Below are 22,418 nucleotides of genomic sequence, written 5' to 3'. Positions count from 1 at the left end.
GAGCTCTTCTGATCGGCCGGGGGTGGCCGCGGGGGTGGCGATGGGGCGCGATGCTGCTATGATCGGGGCGACCGCTTCTCCCGTTACGGAACCAGAATCATGCTGATCGCCAGCCGCAACCGCCTCGCTCGCCTCCATTACGGCCCCAACGGCTTTCGTATCCTGTCGCCGGGCGACCATGTGCTGTGCGCGGTCAGCGGCGCGCCGATCGGGCTCGAGGAACTCCGCTACTGGTCGGTGGCGCGGCAGGAGCCCTATGCGAGCGCCGCGATTTCGGTGAAGGCCGCGCTCGACCAGCGGGCATGAGTTTCGCGAGCGACTGGCCGCGCGGCGCGATCGCGCTGGCGCTGCTGACGATTCCGACCAGCTGCATCCCGCCCGAGAAGAGCGCCGCCGCCGTTCCCCCGCCGCCGCCCGCGGTCGTCGAACGGGCGGTGCCGCCGCCTCCCGCGCCGCCGCCTGCGCCCGTCGTGCGCGATTTCGACCTGCGCGGCCTCGCCGAACAGGGCGCCGCGATGCTCGGGCAGGCGCCGACGGGCACCCGGTCGCTGACGCTGGGCGGCGAGCCCGTCCCGCTCGCGAGCGACGGCGCCTTCCTGATCGCCTTCGACCGCGATGCCGGTCCGTCGGCGCTGTTGGTGGCGACGCTCGCCGACGGGCGCCGGGTCGAGCGCATACTGGCGATCGCGCCCGGCGCGTGGCGCCTCGAGCATATCAACGCGCCCTATCGCGGCAGCGCGTCGAGCGACGCCGATTTCGAACGCCGCCGCCCCGCCGAGCTCGCGCAGATCGCCGCCGCGCGCCGTGTCGACCAGGCATCGGACGGCTGGCGCCAGCGCTTCGTCTGGCCGGTGACCGGGCGCCGCTCGGGATATTTCGGGTCGCAGCGCGTCTATCAGGGCAAGCCGGGCACCTATCACGGCGGTGCCGACATCGCCGTGCCCGCGGGCACGCCCTTCGTCGCGCCCGCCGACGGCGTCGTCGTGCTCGCCGCCGCGTCGCCCTTCACGCTGGAAGGGAATCTCCTCATCGTCGACCATGGCATGGGGCTCAACAGCGCCTTCCTCCACTGCCAGCGGCTCGACGTGAAGGTCGGCGACCGCGTCGTCCGGGGGCAGCAACTGGGGACCGTCGGGAAGACCGGCCGCGCCACCGGCCCGCATATGCACTGGGGCATGAAATGGGGCGCCGCGCGCATTGATCCGGCCAAGCTCGCGGGTCCGATGGGCGGCTGATCGCACGCCGGAATTCGTAACCGGCGAAACTTTATGTCGCGAAATATGCCGCGGCCCATCATTGTGTGTCGCCGTTTCCCGGACTTGTTGCAAATACGTCACAATGCTTCGCGAAACCGCCGGAAGGCTCGGAAATTTCCTTTACTCTACATGAATGAAGGGTCATCCCGCACGCTATCGGGGTGTCTGCGACGCTGGCTTTTCGCCTGTCAAAACGGGGGCCCGGGTATCTTTATCCATCAGTAGCAAGGGACTGCACTGTGAAGAAAACCCAATATTCCAAGCTGAAACTGGGCGCCGCGCCGCTGGTGCTGAGCGTGGCCCTGGCTTCGGCGCCTGCCTATGCGCAGGATGCCGCCGACGACGAAGGCGAAGCCACGATCGTCGTCACCGGTTCGCGTATCGCGCGTCCGAATCTCGATTCGAACAGCCCCGTTGCCGTCGTCAGCGGCGACGCGACGGTCGAGAATGCCGACGTCACGCTCGACACCTTCCTGAACACGCTGCCGCAGGTCAACCCGGCCGGCACGACCACGTCGAACAACCCCGGCAACGGCGGCCAGTCGAACATCGACCTTCGCGGCCTCGGTGCCAACCGCAACCTCGTCCTGATCAACGGCCGCCGCCCGATGGTGTCGGCGTCGAACCAGACGGTCGACTTGAACACCATTCCGCAGGGCCTGATCGAGCGCATCGAAATCGTGACCGGCGGCGCCGGCGCGGCTTACGGTGCCGACGCCATCGCGGGCGTCGTCAACCTGATCCTCAAGGACAATTTCGAAGGCATCGACCTTCGCGCCACCTATTCGAACTCGATCCCCGAGACCGACGCGCGCGAATATCAGATCAGCGGCATCATCGGCGGCAACTTCGCCGACGGCCGCGGCAACATCGCCTTCTCGGCCGAATATTCGAAGCGCCAGGGCATGATCAAGGCGCAGCGCGACTTCGCGTCGCAGGCGACCTCGACCACCGGTTCGTTCCCGACGGGTTCGTTCGTCAACAGCGGCACCAACTCGATCAGCCAGGCCGCGGTCAATTCGCTGTTCGCCGGCTATGGCGTGACGCCGGGACAGACCCCGAGCGTCAGCCAGCTCGCGTTCAACTCGGACGGCTCGCTGTTCGGTCGCGGCGCGTTCAACAGCCCGCTCGACGTGTCGAACTTCCGCTACGATCTCGATTCGCCGGCGAACCCGAACCTGAACTTCTTCCCGGACTTCTACAGCTACAACTTCGACATCGTGAACATCCTCGTTCTCCCGCTCGAGCGCAAATCGGCGTTCCTGACGGCGAACTACGAGATCAATCCGGCGTTCGATTTCTTCGTCCAGGGCGGCTACACCGACTATAGTTCGGCGACCGCGCTGGCGCCGACCCCGGTCAGCACCGGCATCGTCAACCCGGCGAACACCGGCGCCTCGGGCCTCAACGCGCGCTCGCCGCTCGTTTCGGTCGGCGGCCGCGTCACCGGCTTCATCGTGCCGGTCGACCACATCAATATCATCAACTCGGACCTCGCCGGGCTGCTCGCCACGCGTACCGGCGACGATCCGAACGTCGCGGGCGCCGGCGCGGCCGAAGGCGTCCGCATCGGTTACCGCTTCCTCGGCACCGGCCTGCGCGAGCAGCAGCTCGACAACCGCGTGATCCAGGGCCTCGCGGGCCTGCGCGGCGAGTTCGCGCCCGGCTGGCGCTACGAAGCCTATTACAGCTGGGGCGAAACCACGATCGACCAGCGCGCGACGGGCAACGTCAACGTCCAGCGCGTGCAGGAACTGCTCGAATCGCGCGTCAATGGCGTGTCCGACGGCGGCGCGAGCATCTGCGACGGCGGGTTCAACCCGTTCGGCATCCAGCCGCTTTCGCAGGATTGCGTCGATTATGTCGACGAAACCGGCGTGACCAAGACGGTCTTCACCCAGAAGGTCGCGCAGGCCTATGTCTCGGGTGAGCTGACCGACCTGCCGGGCGGCCCGCTCGGCGTTGTCCTGGGTGTCGAACAGCGCAAGTTCAAATACACCTTCGATCCGGGCTCGCTGTTCGGTCCGATCGCCGGTTTCAACACCGCGACCCCCGACCTCGGCACCAACAAGTTCCTCGACTTCTTCGGCGAACTTCGTGCTCCGATCATGGACACGCTCGAACTGTCGCTGACCGCTCGCCACTCGAAGAGCGACTTCAACGACATCCAGAATGGCGTGAACGGCGCGCCGTCGAACGACTGGACCTATGGCAGCACCATCACCTGGAGCCCGATCGACGAAGTCCGTCTGCGTGCGAGCTATCAGCACTCGGTCCGTGCGCCGAACTTCGGCGAACTCTTCTCGGGCGGCGGCAGCTTCCCGCAGATCTTCGACCCCTGCTCGATCAACTCGAACTTCCGCCAGCAGGGCGGCACCGCGGCCCGCGACCTTTGCGTCGCGACCGGCGTTGGCGCGGGTACGGTGAACAGCTTCGTTCCCTCGCCGGGCGCGCAGGCGTTCATCACGACGACGGGCAACCCGAATCTGAAGCCGGAAAAATCGGACACCTTCACCGTCGGTGCGGTGTTCCAGGCCGCCGGCTTCACGGGCTCGATCGACTATTACAACATCAAGATCGAGGACACGATCCTCAACCCCGACGTCAACGAAATCATCGCGTCCTGCTATGGCTACAATGACATCAACTCGAGCCTCAGCGGCGCGAGCCCCTATTGCGATGCAATCGGGCGTTCGGGCGATGCGATGACGGGTATCTACCTCCCGGCTTCGCTGGGCGGCGATGCGAACGGCTATTTCCAGTTCGTCAACGCCGGGTCGGTCAAGACCTCGGGTGTCGACGTCCAGCTGGGCTATCGCCTGCCGACCGAGTTCGTGAACGAAGACAGCGCGCTGAACTTCAACCTGCTCGTCAACTACCTCATCGACTTCAAGAACGTCGGCCTCGGCGGTCTGAAGACCGATTATGCGGGTACGGCCTCCTACTTCGGTGCGGGTCTCGGCACGAGCTTCCCGCGCTGGAAGGCGACGCTCAACACCAAGTTCAACGTGACGCGTGAACTGAGCTTCGACAGCCGCATCCGCTTCATCGATGCGATGGAAAACCGGGCCTCGCGCCAGTATATCGGCGAAACCTTCACCGGTCCGGGCAGCGTCTGGTACTTCGACTTCGCGATGCAGGCCGAAATCGACGCGTTCACCTTCCGAATCGGTCTGAACAACGCGTTCGACCGCAAGCCGGAAACCTACTCGCCGAACGTGCAGTCGGGTACCGATCCGTCGCTGTACGACGTCATCGGCCGCCGCGCTTATGCGTCGGTCCGCCTGAAGTTCTAAGCTTCGGCAACGAACCAGAGGAGAGGGCGGGACTGGTGTCCCGCCCTCTTTTTTTATAGGGAGCGGCGATGACCGTTACCGACAGATTGCGCGCCGCTTATGCCGCCTATGCCAAGGGCGATTTCGCCGCGGCAAAGGCGCAGGGCGAAGCCGCGCTGGCCGCCCAGCCGACCAATCCCACCGTCCTCCAGCTGCTCGGCGTGGTGAGCTGCCAGACCGGCGCGCCGCGGCAGGGCGCCGACTATCTGCGCCGCGCGATCGCGCATGGCGGCGATACGAGCGACAACCGGATCAACCTGGCGCGCGCGCTGCTCGATCTCGGCGAGTTCGACGAGGCGGCGCGTATCTGTGCCGAGGGCGACATCGCCGGATCGGCCGAGCTGCAGGCCATGCAGGCCCAGATCATGAAGGCACAGGGCCGCACGACCGAGGCGGTCTGGGCCTATGAAAAGCTCGTCTCCGAAAATCCGAAGGATTTCGACGCCTGGAACAATCTGGGCAATGCGCGGCACGAGATGGGCGACCTCGAGGGCGCGCTTCAGGCGCTCCAGCAGGCGCGGCAGATCGACGCGCAATCGTCGCTGCTCCACACCAATATGGGCCGCGTGCTGATCTCGATGGACCGCTATGAGGAGGCGTGCCTGCTGCTCGAAAAGGCGGCGCTGCTCGCACCCAAGGATCCCGCGCCGCTGCTCGAATTGGGGCGGACGCTGACGAGCATCAACCACGTAGAGGCGGGTCTCCGCGCGCTCGGCGACGCGGCCCGGCTCGCGCCCGCCGATCCCAAGATATTCCTCGCGATCGCGATCGCCTTCCTCGATCTCGAGAATAATGCCCAGGCCGAACGCGCGCTGCGCTTCGCGATCAACGCCGATGTGCGCTTCGTCCCCGGCTATCTCAACCTCGGCATCCTGTTCGAAAAGGCCAATCGCGTCGACGAACTGCGCACGCTGATCGCCGCGGCCGAGGCGGCCGGGCTCGCGGGCGACGAGATCGATTATCTCCGCGCGCTGCTGCTCAGCCGCGACGGCGACCGCGCCGCGGCGCTCGACCTGATCCGCGACCTCCAGTCGCCGGCGATCAGTCCGTCGATCAAGGCACAGTTCGCGGGGCAGCTCGCCGACCGCCTCGGCCGCGCCGACGATGCGATGTATTTCTACGAGGACATGAACCAGGCCCAGGCGCGCAGCCCGATGGGTGTAGGGGTCGACCGCAGCGCCTACCAGCGCGCGATCGCACGCCTCGACGAGCAGACGACACGGGCGTGGTTCGCCGAGTGGGCTGCGCCACCGCTGCCCGCGGAGCGCCCCGCGCCGGCCTTCCTCGTCGGTTTTCCGCGCTCGGGGACGACGCTGCTCGACACGATCCTGATGGGCAACAGCGGCGCGCATGTGCTCGAGGAACTGCCGATCATCGAGGGACTGTCGAAGTCGCTCGGCGATCTCGACGCGATCCGCGCGCTCGACGCCGGCGCGGTTGCCGATCTGCGCCGCCGCTATTTCGCCGAACTCGACAAGCTGTCGCCGCCGCCGCCCGGCAAGCTGGTGATCGACAAGAACCCGCTGTCGATGATCCGCATCCCGCTGATTCACCGGCTGTTTCCCGACGCCAAGATCATCCTCGCGATGCGCCATCCGTGCGATGTCGTGCTCAGCTGCTATATCCAGAATTTCAAGCCGACCGAGGCGATGGCGAGCTTCCTCGACCTCGCCAATGCGAGTCGTACCTACGACCGCATCTTCCATTATTGGGAGACGTGCCGGGCGGTGTTCCCGATCGATATGCATATGCTGCGTTACGAGGCGATGGTCGCCGATGCGGGCGCCGCGACGCGGCCGTTGTTCGATTTCCTGGGCCTCGGTTGGGAAGAGGATGCGCTCGACCATCAGAAGACCGCCGCGGCGCGCGGCTATATCCGCACGCCGAGCTATGCGCAGGTGCTCGAGCCCATCTATTCGTCGGCGAGCGGGCGCTGGAAGCGCTACGAGGCGCAGATGCGCGAAGTGCTGCCGATCCTCGCGCCGTGGGTCGAGCGCTACGGCTATCGTCTCGACTGACCGCCGGACCGAATTGACGCCGGGACGTCAAGCGAATAGCTTCGCGATATTGAAAGGGAGGTTGTTCATGCGTGCCATTCACCTGCTCGCCGTGATGGTGTCGGCGCCGCTGTTGTCGGTTCCCGCGCTCGCATCGCCGAACGACGAAGAGACGATCGCGGTCGACCCGAAGGACAAGCTGGTGTGCAAGCGTCAGCAGGCGACCGGAACCCGCTTCTTCAAGAAGATATGCAAGACCGCGGCGCAGTGGGATGCCCTCGCCGAGCAGCATCGGCGCGACTTGCGCGAAGCGGTCGACCGGCCGCAGATCGAGATTCGCCGCAACTGATCGGCGGCCGCCGCCGCCGCGGTCAGCCCTGCGCGCGCAGCCAGCCGGTGATCGACAGCCGCGGTTCGGCGGCGAAGGGCGTGACATAGCTCACGCTGTGCAGCTGCGGCACCGCGAACAGCCGCAGCGCGTTCATCCGCGGAACAAGGCCCTCGTCGATGCCGCCGTCGTCGCCGTGGAACAACAGCAATCCGCCCCATTCGGCCCGCCAGCGCGGCATCAGCGAATAGACATAGGCCGCCTGCCGCCGCTTGCCCGCGACATCGTCGTCGTGCGCGGTCAGGAAATGCCCCTTGCCATAGCTGGTCGCCTGGCCGTCGGCGAAGGTGGCGCTGCCGCCGCCGAGAACATGGTTCAGCCGCTCGATCACCGCCGGTGCGGAGAGGAAGGCGACGAAGCGCGCCACCGGGTCGTCGCTGCCCGCATCGCCGCCGTCGGCGGCGCGGATCGATTCATAGCGGTATTGAAAGCCCTCGCGGCCGGCATCGACGATATGGCGTTCGAGCGCGCGGCGCTGATCGGGCGCGAGCGCGGCCACGGCATCGCGCGTCATCTCATAGACCTTGTCGCCGGCATTCATCACCAGCTTCCAGTCGCTGCGCGCGCCGAGATGGGCGCGCAGCGCCTCGGCCTGGCCTTTGGCGAGCAGGCCTGCGATCTCGACGCGGCCGCGCACCGCGAACTGCCGGCGCAACGCGTCCCAGTCGAGATCGTCGGACAGCCGAAAGTCCAGAGTCATGGTCGATCATTTCCTTCGTTTCCCGCGGCTTTCCGGCACCATCGATTTGACAGGCAGGGCACCGGGGGAATATGTTCCGCGCCAATCGATATTGTTTTGGAGACATGCTGTCATGCGCGGAATTCATATGCTGGCGCTGCTTGCCACCGCCTCGCTGCTCCCCGCCGTGCCCGCCCTTGCCGAAGACGGCGCGAACGTCGATCCCAAGGACCGCATGGTGTGCAAGCGCACGCAGAAGACGGGGACGCGCTTCTACACCAAGACCTGCAAGACCTGGGGGCAGTGGGAGGCGATGGCCGAGGAGCAAAGGCGCGGACTGGCCGAGCAGGTCAATCGGCCGCAGCAGAACTACCAGCCGACGCGGCCGGGCGAATGAAGCTCGGGACGCCGCTGGTCAAACTGCCGCGGCAATATTGTGCGGACACGCTGGCGAAGGAGGTGGCGGCGCTGCCCCCAACGGCGTGGCTGCCGCATCCTGGGCGCCTGCCCGGCAACGATGCGGTGCCGCTGATCACGCCGGCGGGGCAGGTGTCGAACGGCTTCGCGGGGCCTATGGCGCCGACGGACGCGCTCGATCGCTGCCCCTATATCCAGGAAATCCTCGCCGATCTGGGCGCGGTGTGGGGACGCAGCCGGTTGATGGGGCTCGCGCCGGGGGCGGTCGTGCCCGAGCATGTCGACGTCGGCTATTATTGGCGGACGCACATCCGCATCCATATTCCCGTCGTGACCAACCCGGGCGTGGCCTTCAGCTGCGACAGCGAGACGGTGCATATGGCGCCCGGCGAATGCTGGCTGTTCGACAGCTTCTGCCTTCATAATGTGAAGAATGCGGGCGACCAGAAGCGGGTCCATCTGGTGCTCGACACCGTCGGCGGCGAGAAATTATGGGCGATGATCGCCGCGGCGAAGCGCCACGGGCGCGACGCGCAGCCGGTCGAGACGGTGGCGCCGGGCTCGGTCGGCCATGCCACGCCGCTCGCCTATGAACAGGTCAACCTGCCCGCGATCATGTCGGTGTGGGAAATCCGATGCCATGTCGATTTCCTGCTCCGGCAATGCCCGCCGTCGCCCGCGCTCGACGCCGCGACCGAACGGCTCGAGCAGTTCGCCAACGCCTGGGGCGCGCTCTGGGCGCAACATGGCACCGACACCAGGGGGCTCGCCGCCTATCGCGCGCTCATCGAGGCGGTGCAGCGCGACCTGCAGCGGATCGGGTCGCAACGCATCCTGCTCATGGGCAACGAGGTGCCGCTCGAGCGCGCGCTTGCCGAACTCGTCTTCATGGTCGCCGCGCCCAACGCCGCTCCTGCCGCCGCCGCGGCCTGACCTTCCCCGATGATCGTTTCGCACAAACACCGCTTCATCTTCGTCGCGATTCCCAAGACGGGGACGCATTCGGTGCGCCACGCGCTGCGCGGGCATATGGGCGAGGACGACATGGAACAGGCGCGGCTGTTCGTCGAGAAGAGCTTCCCGATCCCCGAGATCGCGCGCATGGGGCACGGCCATATCAGCTTCGCCGAGGTCCGGCCCTTCCTCGGCGAGGAGGCGTTCCAGCGCTATTTCAAATTCGCCTTCGTGCGCAACCCGTTCGATCGCTTCGTCTCCTACTGTGCCTTCGCCACCAGCCGCGAGGGCAGTTTCGATCGCGATCCGAAGCGCGTGATGCGGCACTTCCTGTTCACCGCGCCGCCGACGAACCACATCATCTTTCGCCCGCAGCACCTGTTCGTCACCGATCGCGACGGCAGCCTGCAGGCCGACATGCTCGGCAAGGTCGAGGAGATGCAGGCATCCTATGATGCGATCGCGGCGCGCATCGGGCTTCCGACGACCGCGCTCGACCATGCCAACCGGTCGCGGCGCGGCGACTATCGCGACTATTACGACCAGGAGCTGATCGACGGCGTCGCAAAAATCTATGCGCGCGATCTGGCGCTTTTCGGCTATGATTACTGACCGGAGAGGCTGATCCATGTACCCCAATCCCCGCAAGACGACGAGCATCCGGCGCCTCGGCAGCGTCGATATCGCCGCGCTCCAGCAGGCGGTGGCGGCGATTCCCGAGACGCTGTGGCAGGCCGAGAATGCCGACAAGCCGAACCGTTTCGAGGCGCTCGACGCGACCGCGCATATCGTCTTTCGCTTCATCGCGAACATGCGCGACTGGCGGACCGATTATGCGCGCCCGCTGTGGGACGAGTGGGAGGCGCTGCTCGCGCCGGTGATGGCGGCGGCGACCGTGGACTATGGATATAACAACGGCATATTCCCGCGCGTGATGCTGGCGCGCATGCCGGCGGGCGGGGTGATCCAGCCCCACCGCGACGCCAATCCCGCCGCGAAATGGCCGCACAAGATCCATGTTCCCATCGAGACCAATGACCGGGTGCTCTTCCGCATCGACGGCCAGACCTATCATATCGCCGAGGGCGAGGCGGCCGAGGTCAATAATATGGGGGTCCATGCGGTGACCAACGGCGGCGATGCGCCGCGCATCCATCTGATCTTCGAATATTATGACGCCGACCAGCCCGCGCCGGACTGGCTCGCGGCGCTGAGCGGGCAACCCGCCTGACCTCGCTGGAGGCCGCCCGCCTACGTTCGTCGAAGCCCAAGGGCGTTTCGCCGGACTTTGCTTGTTTTGCGCGCGAAGCGCCACATCATCTGCCATGCACCGGGGAAGTGCCGAAATAACGGATAATTAACGCTATTCTCCGACTGCGCACATGGGGTGGGCTTGTCGGGGAACCGGCGCGTGCCGTTTGGCGCGTCTGCCTTTCGTGACGGGCCCACCGTAAAAAAGGGAGTCTGTCCGTGAATAAATTCGTCGTTTCGCGAAGCCTGCGCCTTGGCGCCGCGCCGCTCGCCCTCGCCCTGGCCCTCTCCGCCGCCCCCGCCTTCGCGCAGGAGGCGCCCGTCGACGCGGCCGCGGCCGACGAAACCGCCGACGACGGCGAAGCCATCGTCGTCACCGGCTCGCGCATCGCGCGCCCCGAGGCCGATTCGCCCAACCCCGTGACCTCGATCAGCAGCGAGACGATCCAGCAGTCGGGCCTCACCAACCTCACCGACCTGCTCGTCCAGAACCCGGCGCTGCTCGGATCGAGCACCACCGCCGACGCTGGCGGTTCGACCGCGCTGTTCGGCGGCGTGGGCATCAACCTGCTCAACCTGCGCAACCTCGGCACCGAACGCACGCTGGTGCTGGTGAACGGCCGCCGCCACATCTCGGGCATCACCGGCACCGCGTCGGTCGACATCAACACCATCCCCAATGCGCTGATCGAGCGCATCGACGTGCTCACCGGCGGCGTGTCGGCGGTCTATGGCGCCGACGGCGTGTCGGGCGTGGTCAATTTCGTGCTCAAGCGCGATTTCGAAGGCATCGACGCGCGGTTCCAGTCGGGCATCTCGTCGCGCGGCGATGCGAACAACATCTATGGCGCGCTGACCGTCGGCACCAATTTCTCCGAAGACCGCGGCAATATCGCGCTGTCCTACGAATATAACCGCGATTCGCGCGTTCCGGCGAGCGCGCGCAAGTCGGGGCGCAACCTCGACCTGTTCAGCTTCCGCCGCAATCTTGCCGACTTCCCCGACGATCCGAGCATCGTCGACCGCATCCTCTACAACGACATCCGCTACGCCGACAGCTCGCCGGGCGGCGCGGTCGACGTCGACATCGACTTCTCGCCCGATTTCACCGGCGAGGGGACGATCTACGATCTCGGCACCCCGATCCCGGGATCGGGCGGCGTCGTCCAGGGCGGCAGCAGCACCCCGATCGCGGGCTATCAGGGCGACCTCCAGCCCAAGACCGAAAAGCATAATGTCAATCTGCTCGGCAGCTACGAGTTCAGCGACGCGCTCCGCTTCTTCGTCGAAGCCAAATATGTGAAGACGCGGAATTTCTCCTTCGCGCAGCCGTCGTTCGACTTCTTCACCACGATCCAGGCCGACAATCCGTTCATTCCGGCGAACATCGCCGCGTTGATCGCGCCGGACAACATCAACGATTCGCTGGGCCTGCCATCGGGCTTCCTGCCCGACGGCGTGCTGATCTCGCGCGACAATTTCGACCTCGGCGTGCGCGGCGAATATGCCGAACGCGACACCTGGCGCGGGGTGATCGGCTTCGACGGACAGCTGACCGACAATCTCAAATATGAGGTCAGCTATGTCTATGGCCAGACCAAGACGCGCTTCCTCAGCACCAATTACCGCCTGCGCGACCGCTATTTCGCCGCGATCGACGCCGTCGACCAGGGCGAGTTCATGACGGGCACGCCGAACGGCAATATCGTCTGCCGCTCGTCGCTCGATCCGACCGCGCCGGGCAATGATCCGAACGGCTTCATCATCGGGGCCGACACGACGCCGATCACCTTCACCCCCGGCGCAAACAGCGGCTGCGTGCCGCTCAACATCTTCGGCGAAGGTTCGCCGAGCGCCGCGGCGCTCGACTGGATCAACGTCGATCTCGAAAACCGGATCAAGGTCCAGCAGCATGTCGTCAGCGCCTCGGTCTCGGGCGACACCGGCGCGGTGTTCGAACTGCCCGGCGGGCCGATCGGCTTCGCGCTCGGTGCCGAGTATCGGAAGGAAAAGTCGAACTTCGTTCCCGATCCCTTCCTGGTCCAGGACGCGCTCGCCGACCTTGCGGCGCAATTCCCCGAGCGCGGCAGCTTCGACGTCAAGGAAGCCTTCGCCGAAATCAACATCCCGGTGCTGCGCGACATGCCCTTCGCCGATATCCTGCAGTTCGGCGCGGCGATCCGTTTCTCGGACTATTCGACGATCGGGACCACGACGACGTGGAAGGTCGACGGCACCTGGGGCCCGATCCGCGACATCCGTTTCCGCGGCACCTATTCGGAAGCGGTGCGCGCGCCGAACCTGACCGAGCTGTTCGCCCCGCAGAACGGCGCCTTCTCGTTCATCGACGACCCCTGCGATCCCAGCAATCTCGCCGAAGGCACGTCGTTCCGCGTCGCCAATTGCAACGCGATCCTGGCGGGCTTCGGCATCGATCCGGCGACCTTCAACCCGGCGAACGACCCGCAGGCGACCGCGTCGCTTCCGGGCCGCACGATCGGTACGCCCTTCCTCGACGAGGAAACGGCGAAGACCTGGACCGCGGGCGTGGTGCTGCGGCCGAGCTTCATTCCGGGGCTCGTCGCGACCTTCGACTGGTACGACATCAAGATCGCCAATGCGATCACGACGGCGACCGCGCAGGACCTGGCCGACGCCTGCGTCGACCAGCCGACGCTCGACAACCAGTTCTGCGACCTGATCACCCGCGATCCGACGACGGGCTTCGTCTCGGACTATCTGCTGCGGCCGCTCAACGTCTCGGAATTCGCGACCTCGGGCGCCGACTTCACGATCAACTACGCCTTCCGACCGAGCGACAGCCTGGGCCAGTTCAACGTGCGGCTGGCGGGCGGTTATCTCGACAAGCTGACCTTCATCTCGACCCCGGGGGCCGAGGTCGACAACGACCGCACCGAGGCGTTCGCGCCGAAGTGGAACGGCACGCTCGACATCACCTGGGTGAAGGACAATTGGTCGCTGAACTATGGCGTCAATTATTTCAGCAAGACGCGGCGCTTCACGACCGAGCAGATCGAGGCCAACCCCGACCTCGTCGATCCGAAATACATCTTCTATCGCGAGAAATGGGAGCATGACGTCCAGCTCGGCTTCAAGACCGACGACGAGCGCTTCCAATTCTATGCCGGCGTGAACAACATCTTCGGGCGCGACCCCGACGTCGGCCAGCTCAACTATCCGTCGAGCTTCCGCGGGCGCTATGTCTATGCCGGGGTGAAGGTGAACCTCGCGAGCCTCGGCCTCTGAGGCCAGCCTCGGCACCGAATGAAAAGGGCGGCATTTCTGCCGCCCTTTTTGTTACGCCGGGGTCAGCTTCAGCGCCCCGTCGCCCTCGTCCACCCTGATCGTCGACCCGTCCTTGACCTCGCCCTTCAGGATCAGGTCGGCGAGCGGGTCCTGCAGATATTTCTGCACCGCGCGCTTCAGCGGCCGGGCGCCATAGACGGGGTCGTAACCGACGCGGCCGAGCCACGCGCGCGCCGCATCGCTGAGGTCGAGCGTCACCTTGCGGTCGGTGAGCAATTTCTGCACCCGCGCGACCTGGATGTCGACGATACCGCCCATATGCTGCTGCGCCAGCCGGTTGAAGAGCACGATCTCGTCGAGGCGATTCAGGAACTCGGGCCGGAAATGCGCGCGCACCACCTCCATCACCGCGGGCTCGGCCTGTTCGACCGGCGCGTCGTCGGGGAGCGCGGCGATCGCCTGGCTGCCGAGGTTCGAGGTCAGGATGATCAGCGTGTTGGTGAAGTCGACCGTGCGCCCCTGCCCGTCGGTCAGCCGTCCGTCGTCGAGCACCTGCAGCAGGATGTTGAACACGTCCTGATGCGCCTTTTCGACCTCGTCGAACAGCACGACCTGGTACGGCCGGCGCCGCACCGCCTCGGTGAGCGTGCCGCCCTCCTCATAGCCGACATAGCCCGGCGGCGCGCCGACGAGCCGCGCGACGCTGTGCTTTTCCATGAATTCGGACATGTCGATGCGGACCATCGCATTGTCGTCGTCGAACAGGAAACGCGCGAGCGCCTTGGTGAGCTCGGTCTTGCCGACGCCCGTGGGGCCGAGGAACAGGAAGCTGCCGAGCGGGCGGTTGGGGTCCTGCAAGCCGGCGCGCGCGCGGCGCACCGCGGTCGAGACGGCGCGCACCGCATCGTCCTGGCCGATCACGCGCTTTTCGAGCGTCGATTCCATCGCCAGCAATTTCTCGCGCTCGCCCTCCATCATCCGGTCGACGGGGATGCCGGTCCATTTGCTGACCACCGCGGCGATATCGTCGGCGGTCACTTCCTCGCGCAGCATCGCGTTGCCCGCGGCGGCCTGCGCCGCTTCGAGCTGCTTCTCGAGGCCCGGGATGGTGCCGTAGCTGAGCTCGCCGGCCTTTGCGAGGTCGCCGGCGCGCTGCGCCTGGTCGAGCGCCGAACGCGCCGCGTCGAGCTCTTCCTTGATCTTCGCCTCGGCGTGGATCTTGTCCTTTTCGGCCTGCCATTTCTGGGTGATCTCGGCCGATTGCTGCTCGAGGTTGGCGAGTTCGGCCTGCAGCGCCCCGAGCCGGTCCTTCGACGCGGCGTCGCTTTCCTTCGACAGCGCGGCCTCCTCGATCTTCATCTGGATGATGCGGCGGTCGAGGCCCTCGATCTCCTCGGGCTTGGACTCCACTTCCATGCGGATGCGGCTCGCGGCCTCGTCCATCAGGTCGATCGCCTTGTCGGGCAGGAAGCGGTCGGAGATATAGCGGTTCGACAGGGTCGCGGCGGCGACGATCGCGCCGTCGGTGATCCGCACGCCGTGGTGCAGTTCGTATTTCTCCTTGATGCCGCGCAGGATCGAAATCGAATCCTCGACCGTCGGCTCGCCGACGAACACCGGCTGGAAGCGCCGCTGGAGCGCGGGGTCCTTTTCGACATGCTTGCGATATTCGTCGAGCGTCGTCGCGCCGATGCAGTGGAGCTCGCCGCGCGCGAGTGCGGGCTTGAGCAGGTTCGAGGCGTCCATCGCGCCCTCGCCCTTGCCCGCGCCGACCAGCGTGTGCATTTCGTCGATGAACAGGATAATCTCGCCCTCGGCGGCCTTGACGTCGTCGAGCACGCCCTTGAGCCGCTCCTCGAACTCGCCGCGATATTTGGCTCCGGCGATCAGCGCGCCCATGTCGAGCGACAAGAGGCGGCGGTCCTTCAGGCTGTCGGGCACGTCGCCGTTGACGATGCGCAGCGCGAGGCCTTCGGCGATCGCGGTCTTGCCGACGCCGGCCTCGCCGATGAGGACGGGGTTGTTCTTGGTACGGCGCGCGAGGATCTGGATCGTGCGGCGGATTTCCTCGTCGCGGCCGATCACCGGATCGAGTTTGCCCTCGCGCGCGACTTCGGTGAGGTCGCGGGCGAATTTCTTCAGCGCTTCGTAGCGGTCCTCGGCCGAGGCCGTATCGGCGGTACGGCCGCCGCGCAGGTCGTTGATCGCCTTGTTCAGCGCGTCGGCGGTCACGCCGGCATCGGCGAAGGCCCTGGCGACGGGGGTGCCGGCTGCCAGCACCATCGCGAGCAGCAGCCGCTCGACGGTGACGAAGCCGTCGCCCGCCTTGGCGGCGACCTGCTCGGCCTGGTCGAGCAGGCGCACGGCGTCGTTGTCGAGCCCCGGCGTCGCTTGCGCGCCCGAACCCGACACCGCGGGCACCTTGGCGAGCAGCGCGTCCACGCCCTGCACCGCGCGCGCGGCATCGCCGCCGCATTTGGCGATCAGGCCCGCGGCCATGCCCTGATTATCTTCGAGCAGCGCTTTCGCGATATGCTCGGGCGAAATCCGCTGGTGGTTCATGCGGATCGCGATCGTCTGCGCCGCCTGCAAAAAGCCCTTGGCGCGGTCGGTGAATTTTTCGAGGTTCATTCAGAAAGCCCCTTTCTCGTCGCCAGAGATAGTGTTGCTATTTGGCAACACAAGGGGCGATCACCCGGTTCCCGCCGCCCTGAAAAGGGTTCACGCGAAGGCGCAGAGGCGCAGGGGACGCAGAGGAGAGAGAAATAAGGGCGCCGCCGCCGCCATTCTCATTTTCTCTACGCGTCTCCGCGTCTCCGCGTGAACCATATTCTCTGCGCTCTCTGCGGCTCTGCGCGAGTCCTTACTGCCCGCCGCGCGCCAGCTGGTCGAGCAGGCGCACGCCGAAGCCCGACATGCCCTTGGGCACCAAAGGCGAGGCGCTGTCGGCCTGGTTGACCCCCGCGATGTCGAGATGCGCCCAGGGCGTCGTCTCGGCGACGAAATAGCCGATGAAATGCGCGCCGATGCTCGCCCCCGGGCCCGCGCTGGGCGCGATGTTGCGCACGTCGGCGATGTCCGATTCGATCTTCTTGGCGTAATTTTTGTGGAGCGGCATGCGCCACAGTTCCTCGCCGCTCGCGCTGCCCGCCGCGAGCAGTTGCGCCGCCAGCGTCTCGTCGCGCGCGAAGAGCCCGGCATATTGGTCGTCGAGCGCGCCGACGATCGACCCGGTCAGCGTCGCGATGTTGACGATCGCGCGCGGCTTGTACTTGTCGGCGACATATTCATTGGCGTCGGCGAGCACGAGCCGGCCCTCGGCGTCGCTGTTGAGCATCTCGATCGTCTTGCCCGACATGGTGCGCACGACGTCGCCGGGGCGCTGGGCGTTGCCGTCGGGCATATTCTCGGCGAGCGCCGCGACCGCGACGACATGCACCGGCGCCCGTGACTTGGCGAGCGAGAGCACGGCCCCGACGGTCGAGGCGGCGCCCGACATGTCGCCCTTCATATCCCACATGCCCGCGCCGGGCTTGAGCGAAATGCCGCCCGAATCGAAGGTGATGCCCTTGCCGACGAAGGCGAGCGGGGCGGCGTCGCTACCGGCGCCGCGATAGCGCACCGCGAGCAGGCGCGAGCCGCGCGGGCTGCCCTGGCCGACCCCGACGAGCGTGCCCATGCCGAGCTTGCGCATCGCGGCCTCGTCGAGCACCTCGATCGTCACCCCGGGGACACCCGAGAAAGCCTGGCGCACTTCGGCGACGAAGCTTTCGGGATAGACGACGTTGGCGGGTTCGTTGGCGAGGTCGCGCGACAGGCGCACGCCGTCGGCAAGCGGGCGCCAGCGCGCGGCGAAGGCGGACTGCGCGGCCGCGCTGTCGCCGCCGACGATGGTCACCGCGTCGGCCGCCGGCGGCTTGCGGTCGACGGTCTTGTAGCGGTCGAAGCGGTACTGGCCGAGCGCGAAGCCATAACCCGCCTCGGCGCCCTCGGCGCCGGTGAAGGCGCCGGTCAGCGTCACCGGCGCCGCGTCGGACTTGACCTCCTGCGCCGCCTTGCCGGCCGCCTCGGCGCGCGCGAGCATCGTCGGCGCGCTGCCGGTGCCGACGAGCAGGATGCGGCTGCGCGCCCCGATCCCGCGCAGCGACAGCGTGGCGTTGGCCTTGCCCTCGAATTTCGCGCCCGCGATCGCCGCCTCGATCGCCGCGCGCTCGCCCGCGCCGACGCCCACGGCCGCGAGATCGGGCAGCGCCGCGTCGCTCATCAGCACGACCAGCACGCCCTGCGCCGGCGCGCTCGTCGCGAAGCCGATCGGGCGCTCGGCGCTGTTGATGACGGTACCGGGGACGACCCCCGACCCGGTCACGCTTTGGGCCATCGCGGCAGGCGCGGTCGACAGGGCGAACGAGAGGCAGGCGGCAAGCAGCAGGCTTTTGGTACGCATCGAAAATCAACTCCCTGTTATTCGGTCTCTCTTGGTCCGGTCATCGACCTAGCACGCACGCTCCGCCCTGCAATCGCCACTCGACGAACAACAGCCGCCGATCCCTGGCCGCAAAAGGAAAGGGCGGCGGATCGCCCGATCCGCCGCCCCTCGATCCGATGTCCGGGCGTTCAGCAGGCCGGGCCGGACCCCGGCGGGTTCGGATAGTGGCAGCGCTGATTATAGTTATAATCGCCGAGCACCGGGTCCTCGAGCACGATAGAGTTGAGGCTCGCCGGCCAGGTGGCGAAGATCGTCGCCTTCATATTGCTCATCCAGGCCGTGTCGACGACCTGCGGCGGCTCGACGAGGGCGATGCCATATTCGGCGACCTTGTCCATCAGCGACGACAGCGTCGAAGGCGCAACCCCCATGCCCGACGGCACCCCCGACGCGGGGGTGAAGTCGTGCGCGGCCGGATTGGTGAACACCGCCGACAGTTTGAGGAAGCTCGACGGCAACCCGCTATCGCCCGCAATGCCGGAAAGGGTGACGTTCGAATTGGCGCCGAAGCTGTTGCCGCTATTGTCGCGGAGCGTGGCGCGCGTCGCGCGCGGATGGAAGAGATTGCCGGTGGCGCTGGCGAGGACCGACTTGTTGAGGATCCATTCCGCGCCATCGACCACCCGGTCGTCGTAATAGGACGAATTGTTGGTGATCGTGACGGGCGAATAGGGCGAAGAAAAGGTCGGGTCCGCGACGGTGTTGAGGTTGATCCCAGCCTTTCCGTTGTAGAGCATCAGATTGTCGTCGATCAAAATGCCCTTCTTGAACAGATTGTCCTCATTCTGGATGTGGATCGCGCTGCCCTCGTCGATCTTCATGTCGACGAAGCCCTTGTTGAAGACGTGCGAGATGACGAGCGACTGGTTGCCGAAGGCCAGGTTGCCGGTGACCTTGATCGTATTGTTGGTGCCGTAGGAGGTCGTCTGCATCGACGAGACGGTGATCCCGTGCGTGCCGCCGGTCGACCACCAGGCATTGTTGTAGACGATGCTGTCCCTGAGGTCGAAAAACTGCGCGTCGTTGCTGACGATCCCGCCGGCGGGAAAGTCGTGGATGATGCAATCCTCGATGTTGATATGGTCGCCGCGGCTGGTGATCCCGCGGCCCGAGATCATGCCGTCGGTTTCGATCCACCAGTTGGCGAGCGCCGTGCCGATGTCGAGCGCCTGATTGGGTCCCTCGATCTCGAGACCCTCGACGTTGATGTACGACACGCCCGGGCCGATGTTGAGGCCGTTGCGGTCGCTGACGAGCTTGACATATTCATTGCCGAAATTGCGGATCGTGATCGGATTGCCCGAGGTGCCGCTGGTGGTGAATTTGGCGACATCCTTGTCCGAGGCGTTCTTTTTGCCATAGGTGCCGCCGCGGATGTAGATCGTCTGTCCCGCGGTCGCGGTCTTGACCGCCTTGTCGATCGTCTTGAACGGCGAGCCGGCCGAGCCGCTGTTGCCGTCGCTTCCGGTCGTCGACACATAGACGCCCGACGGATTGGCCGCGCCGCTGGTGGCGCTGAGTGCGAAGCTCTGCGAATCGGTGCCCCCGCCGGTTGCGGTGGCGGTGGCGGTGGCGTGGATCGTATAGCTCGCGACCTGTCCCGTCTGCGGCGTCCAATGCACCCAGCCGCTCTTCGGCTGGATGACCATGCCGTCGGGCGCGCCGGCGAGCGTCCAGGTGACCGGGCCCGACAGGCTGGTCGTGAGCTGGCACGAAAAGGGCGAATTGGCGGCAACGGTCGTCGCGCACGACGGGCTGAACAGCATCGTCATCGCCGCCGCCGTTGCGGAGGCGGCCCCGCCGCCGCCTTTGGCCGGCGTCGCGGCCGCCGTGGGCAGCATCACCAGCGGTCGCGCGCTTTCGGTGCCAGACTCGTGCGCATAGGCGGCCCCCAAGCCGAGCACGGTCGCCGCAGCGGCGGCGATCAGGGACAATCGTAATGACATAGGCCTCTCCCTCCTCTGACATATGGTTTTGTCGCCGCGGTTGGCGGCATCTTTGCCTATGCAATTCTGACAATATTGTCCAGAAAATTGAGACAATGTTGTCATCGAGGGCGAGTCGACTTTGCTGAAGCTGTGTTTCCATGCGTTTCGAAAGTGTGGTGCGACAGGCGCTTGCCATCGACCGGCGTAGCCGCCAGACAGGCGCCTTCGTGCGCCAAGGGACCGATATGATACGCAAGCTGGGAATCGGATTGCTGCTGTTGCTGCTCTTGGCCGGCGTGTCGCTCGCGGTCTGGGAGCCGCTGACCGCCGAACCGCCCGCTGCGCCGAGCTTCAAGCCGACCGATGTCAGGATCGCGCGCGACAAGTTCGGCGTGCCGCATATCTTCGGCAAGACCGACGCCGACGTCGCTTATGGCGTTGCCTACGCGCATGCCGAGGATGATTTTTCGACGCTGCAGGAGGTGCTCGCGATGACGCGCGGGCGCGCCGGGGCGATGCTCGGGCAGGATGGCGCGGCGATCGACTATGCCGCCGCGCTGCTCGACGTGCGAGCGACGACCGCGCGCGACTGGCCGAAGCTGCCCGCCGACGTGCGGGCGCTGTTCACCGCCTATGCCGCCGGGCTCAACCGCTACGCCGACAAGCATCCCGACGAAATCCGCCTGTCGGGGCTGTTCCCGGTGACCGGCGAGGATGTCGTCGCGGGCTTCGTGCTGCGCTCGCCCTTCTTTTTCGGGCTCGATTCGACCTTGGGGTCGCTGGTCGAGGACAAGGTGATGGGACGCGAGGGCGGCCCCGAACTCGACGCCACCGGCAAGCTCGTCCCGCGCAAGGACACGCCCTTCGGCAGCGATCCCGCCGATCGTTTGACGCCAGTCGGCCGCGACCCGGCCGACAATGGCTCGAACGCGATGGCGGTCGCGCCGTCGCGGTCGACCGACGGCGCGACGCGGCTGGTCTCCAACTCGCACCAGCCGTGGACCGGCGGGGTCGCCTGGTACGAGCTGGTCGTGCACAGCGAGGAAGGCTGGGATTTCGCGGGCGCGAACTTTCCCGGCTCGCCTTACCCCTTCCTCGGCCACAACAAATATCTCGGCTGGACCAACACGGTGAACCGGCCCGATCTGATCGACATCTATCAGCTCAAACTCGACGACAGCGGTGAGAAATATCGCTTCGACGGGCAGTGGCGCCCGCTCGAAAAGAAGCGCGTGTGGCTGAAGGTCAAGTTCGGGCCCTTCGTGCTCCCGATCCCGCGCGCCGTCTATCGCTCGGTGCACGGTCCGGTGATCGTGAACGACAAGGGCGCCTTCGCGATCCGCTATGCGGGCATCGACCAGGCGAATATGGTCACCCAATATTACCGGCTCAACAAGGCGAAGAATTTCGCCGAGTGGCGCGCCGCGATGGCGGGGCAGGGCGTTCCCGCGACCAACTTCATCTACGCCGACCGCGAAGGCAATATCGGCCTTTTCTACAACGCGATGTTCCCCGACCGGCCCGCGGGCTATAACTGGCGCGGCATCCTGCCCGGCGATACCTCGGCCGATCTCTGGACCAAGACCTTGCCTTTCGACCGCGTCCCCGCGCTGGTCAATCCGGGCTCGGGCTATGTGATGAACGCCAACAACACGCCGTGGGTCGCGGCGGGGCCGGGCGACGAGCTCGACGCCGCTGCCTTCTCGCCCCTGCTCGGGATCGAGGACGATATGAGCAACCGCGCGGCGCGGCTGATCGACCTGTTCGAGGCGTCGGGGCAGATCGACGAGGCGCGGCTGAAGGCGATCAAATATGACACCGCCTATGCGAAGACCGGTTACGCCAAGGCGTGGATCGACCGCATCCTCGCGCTCAAGCTTTCGGGCGATCCCGAGCTTGCCAAGGCGCAGGCGCTGATCCGCGCGTGGGACTGGAACCTCGACGGCAAGGGGCAGGGCGATGCGCTGGCGCTGATGGTGCTGCGCCCCGCGAACCGCGCCCATTACCAGCGGCTCGCCGAACAGCCCGACCCGCGCACGGTGCTCAAGGAAGCCGCCGACCATCTGCAAAAGCATTTCGGCGGGCTCGATCCGAAGCTCGGCACCGTGCTGCGGTTGCGTCACGGCGAGGGCGAACACCGCATCGACCTGCCGCTCGACGGCGGCAACGACACGATCCGCGCCTCGACTTTGTGGGATGCCGAGCCCGACGGGCGGCTGAAGGTGCGCCACGGCGACAGCTTCATCATGTTCGTGACCTGGGCGCGCGACGGCACGCTGACGTCCGAATCGATCCAGCCCTTCGGCTCGGCGACGACGCGGCCCGAGAGCCCGCATTACAACGACCAGGCGCCGCTGTTCGTGAAGCACCAGCTCAAGCCCGTGCTGTTCGATCCGGCGGCGCTCTGGGCGACGAAACCACGCGTCTATCGGCCTTGAACGCGGCGCCCCGCCGTCCTAA

15 protein-coding genes are annotated in these 22,418 nt (G+C 66.3%); 11 read left to right on the top strand and 4 right to left on the bottom strand.

Going from position 1 to position 22,418, the window contains the following annotated elements:
* Positions 1 to 99: 99 nt before the first annotated feature.
* From ATE62_RS14270 to ATE62_RS14250, 5 genes are all read left to right on the top strand, one after another.
* Positions 100 to 306, top strand: coding sequence for a DUF2093 domain-containing protein (locus tag ATE62_RS14270; protein WP_058807957.1), 207 nt, complete (start codon positions 100 to 102; stop codon positions 304 to 306).
* Positions 303 to 1,235 carry a M23 family metallopeptidase gene (locus ATE62_RS14265; RefSeq protein WP_082662819.1) on the top strand — a complete coding sequence of 311 codons (933 nt, stop codon included), beginning with the start codon at positions 303 to 305 and terminating at the stop codon, positions 1,233 to 1,235. The genes ATE62_RS14270 and ATE62_RS14265 overlap by 4 nt, the downstream gene beginning before the upstream one ends.
* 260 nt (positions 1,236 to 1,495) lie before the next feature.
* Complete coding sequence (locus tag ATE62_RS14260) at positions 1,496 to 4,552, top strand: TonB-dependent receptor domain-containing protein (RefSeq protein ID WP_058807958.1); 3,057 nt, start codon at positions 1,496 to 1,498, stop codon at positions 4,550 to 4,552.
* Positions 4,553 to 4,620: 68 nt separating this feature from the next.
* The gene (locus ATE62_RS14255) at positions 4,621 to 6,609 is read left to right on the top strand and encodes a tetratricopeptide repeat-containing sulfotransferase family protein (RefSeq protein WP_058807959.1); all 1,989 of its coding nucleotides are present in this window, start codon (positions 4,621 to 4,623) and stop codon (positions 6,607 to 6,609) included.
* Positions 6,610 to 6,676: 67 nt separating this feature from the next.
* Positions 6,677 to 6,937, top strand: coding sequence for a hypothetical protein (locus ATE62_RS14250; RefSeq protein ID WP_058807960.1), 261 nt, complete (start codon positions 6,677 to 6,679; stop codon positions 6,935 to 6,937).
* A gap of 22 nt (positions 6,938 to 6,959) precedes the next feature.
* On the opposite strand, the gene ATE62_RS14245 is transcribed toward ATE62_RS14250, so the two are convergent.
* Positions 6,960 to 7,676, bottom strand: coding sequence for a 2OG-Fe(II) oxygenase (locus ATE62_RS14245; RefSeq protein WP_058807961.1), 717 nt, complete (start codon positions 7,674 to 7,676; stop codon positions 6,960 to 6,962).
* Between the two features lie 112 nt (positions 7,677 to 7,788).
* On the opposite strand from ATE62_RS14245, the gene ATE62_RS23670 reads away from it, so the two are divergent.
* The 5 genes from ATE62_RS23670 to ATE62_RS14220 all read left to right on the top strand — a co-directional run bounded on the left by ATE62_RS23670 (position 7,789) and on the right by ATE62_RS14220 (position 13,544).
* Complete coding sequence (locus ATE62_RS23670) at positions 7,789 to 8,052, top strand: hypothetical protein (RefSeq protein WP_058818540.1); 264 nt, start codon at positions 7,789 to 7,791, stop codon at positions 8,050 to 8,052.
* Positions 8,049 to 9,005, top strand: coding sequence for an aspartyl/asparaginyl beta-hydroxylase domain-containing protein (locus ATE62_RS23665; RefSeq protein ID WP_058807963.1), 957 nt, complete (start codon positions 8,049 to 8,051; stop codon positions 9,003 to 9,005). The genes ATE62_RS23670 and ATE62_RS23665 overlap by 4 nt, the downstream gene beginning before the upstream one ends.
* Positions 9,006 to 9,014: 9 nt before the next feature.
* On the top strand, positions 9,015 to 9,638 hold the full coding sequence (locus ATE62_RS14230) for a sulfotransferase family 2 domain-containing protein (protein ID WP_058807964.1): 624 nt from the start codon (positions 9,015 to 9,017) through the stop codon (positions 9,636 to 9,638).
* A 16-nt stretch (positions 9,639 to 9,654) separates the two neighbouring features.
* Positions 9,655 to 10,257 carry an aspartyl/asparaginyl beta-hydroxylase domain-containing protein gene (locus ATE62_RS14225; protein ID WP_058807965.1) on the top strand — a complete coding sequence of 201 codons (603 nt, stop codon included), beginning with the start codon at positions 9,655 to 9,657 and terminating at the stop codon, positions 10,255 to 10,257.
* 239 nt (positions 10,258 to 10,496) lie between these two features.
* The gene (locus ATE62_RS14220; RefSeq protein ID WP_058807966.1) at positions 10,497 to 13,544 is read left to right on the top strand and encodes a TonB-dependent receptor plug domain-containing protein; all 3,048 of its coding nucleotides are present in this window, start codon (positions 10,497 to 10,499) and stop codon (positions 13,542 to 13,544) included.
* A gap of 51 nt (positions 13,545 to 13,595) precedes the next feature.
* On the opposite strand, the gene clpB is transcribed toward ATE62_RS14220, so the two are convergent.
* The 3 genes from clpB to ATE62_RS14205 form a co-directional block, all read right to left on the bottom strand.
* Positions 13,596 to 16,175 (bottom strand): ATP-dependent chaperone ClpB, encoded by a 2,580-nt coding sequence (gene clpB, locus ATE62_RS14215; RefSeq protein ID WP_058807967.1) that lies wholly within the window; start codon positions 16,173 to 16,175, stop codon positions 13,596 to 13,598.
* Between the two features lie 232 nt (positions 16,176 to 16,407).
* The gene (locus ATE62_RS14210; protein ID WP_058807968.1) at positions 16,408 to 17,988 is read right to left on the bottom strand and encodes a leucyl aminopeptidase; all 1,581 of its coding nucleotides are present in this window, start codon (positions 17,986 to 17,988) and stop codon (positions 16,408 to 16,410) included.
* 170 nt (positions 17,989 to 18,158) lie between these two features.
* On the bottom strand, positions 18,159 to 19,976 hold the full coding sequence (locus ATE62_RS14205; RefSeq protein ID WP_156420528.1) for a putative Ig domain-containing protein: 1,818 nt from the start codon (positions 19,974 to 19,976) through the stop codon (positions 18,159 to 18,161).
* Positions 19,977 to 20,203: 227 nt separating this feature from the next.
* Between ATE62_RS14205 and ATE62_RS14200 the strand changes: the two genes are divergently transcribed.
* Positions 20,204 to 22,396, top strand: a complete 2,193-nt coding sequence (locus tag ATE62_RS14200) for a penicillin acylase family protein (RefSeq protein ID WP_197411666.1) — start codon at positions 20,204 to 20,206, stop codon at positions 22,394 to 22,396.
* The last annotated feature ends 22 nt before the right edge of the window (positions 22,397 to 22,418 follow it).

This window comes from Sphingopyxis sp. HIX, from assembly GCF_001468285.1.
Classification (GTDB): domain Bacteria; phylum Pseudomonadota; class Alphaproteobacteria; order Sphingomonadales; family Sphingomonadaceae; genus Sphingopyxis.
The sequence above is the reverse complement of the archived record's forward strand: the minus strand, read 5'-3'. Positions and strand labels throughout refer to the sequence as shown.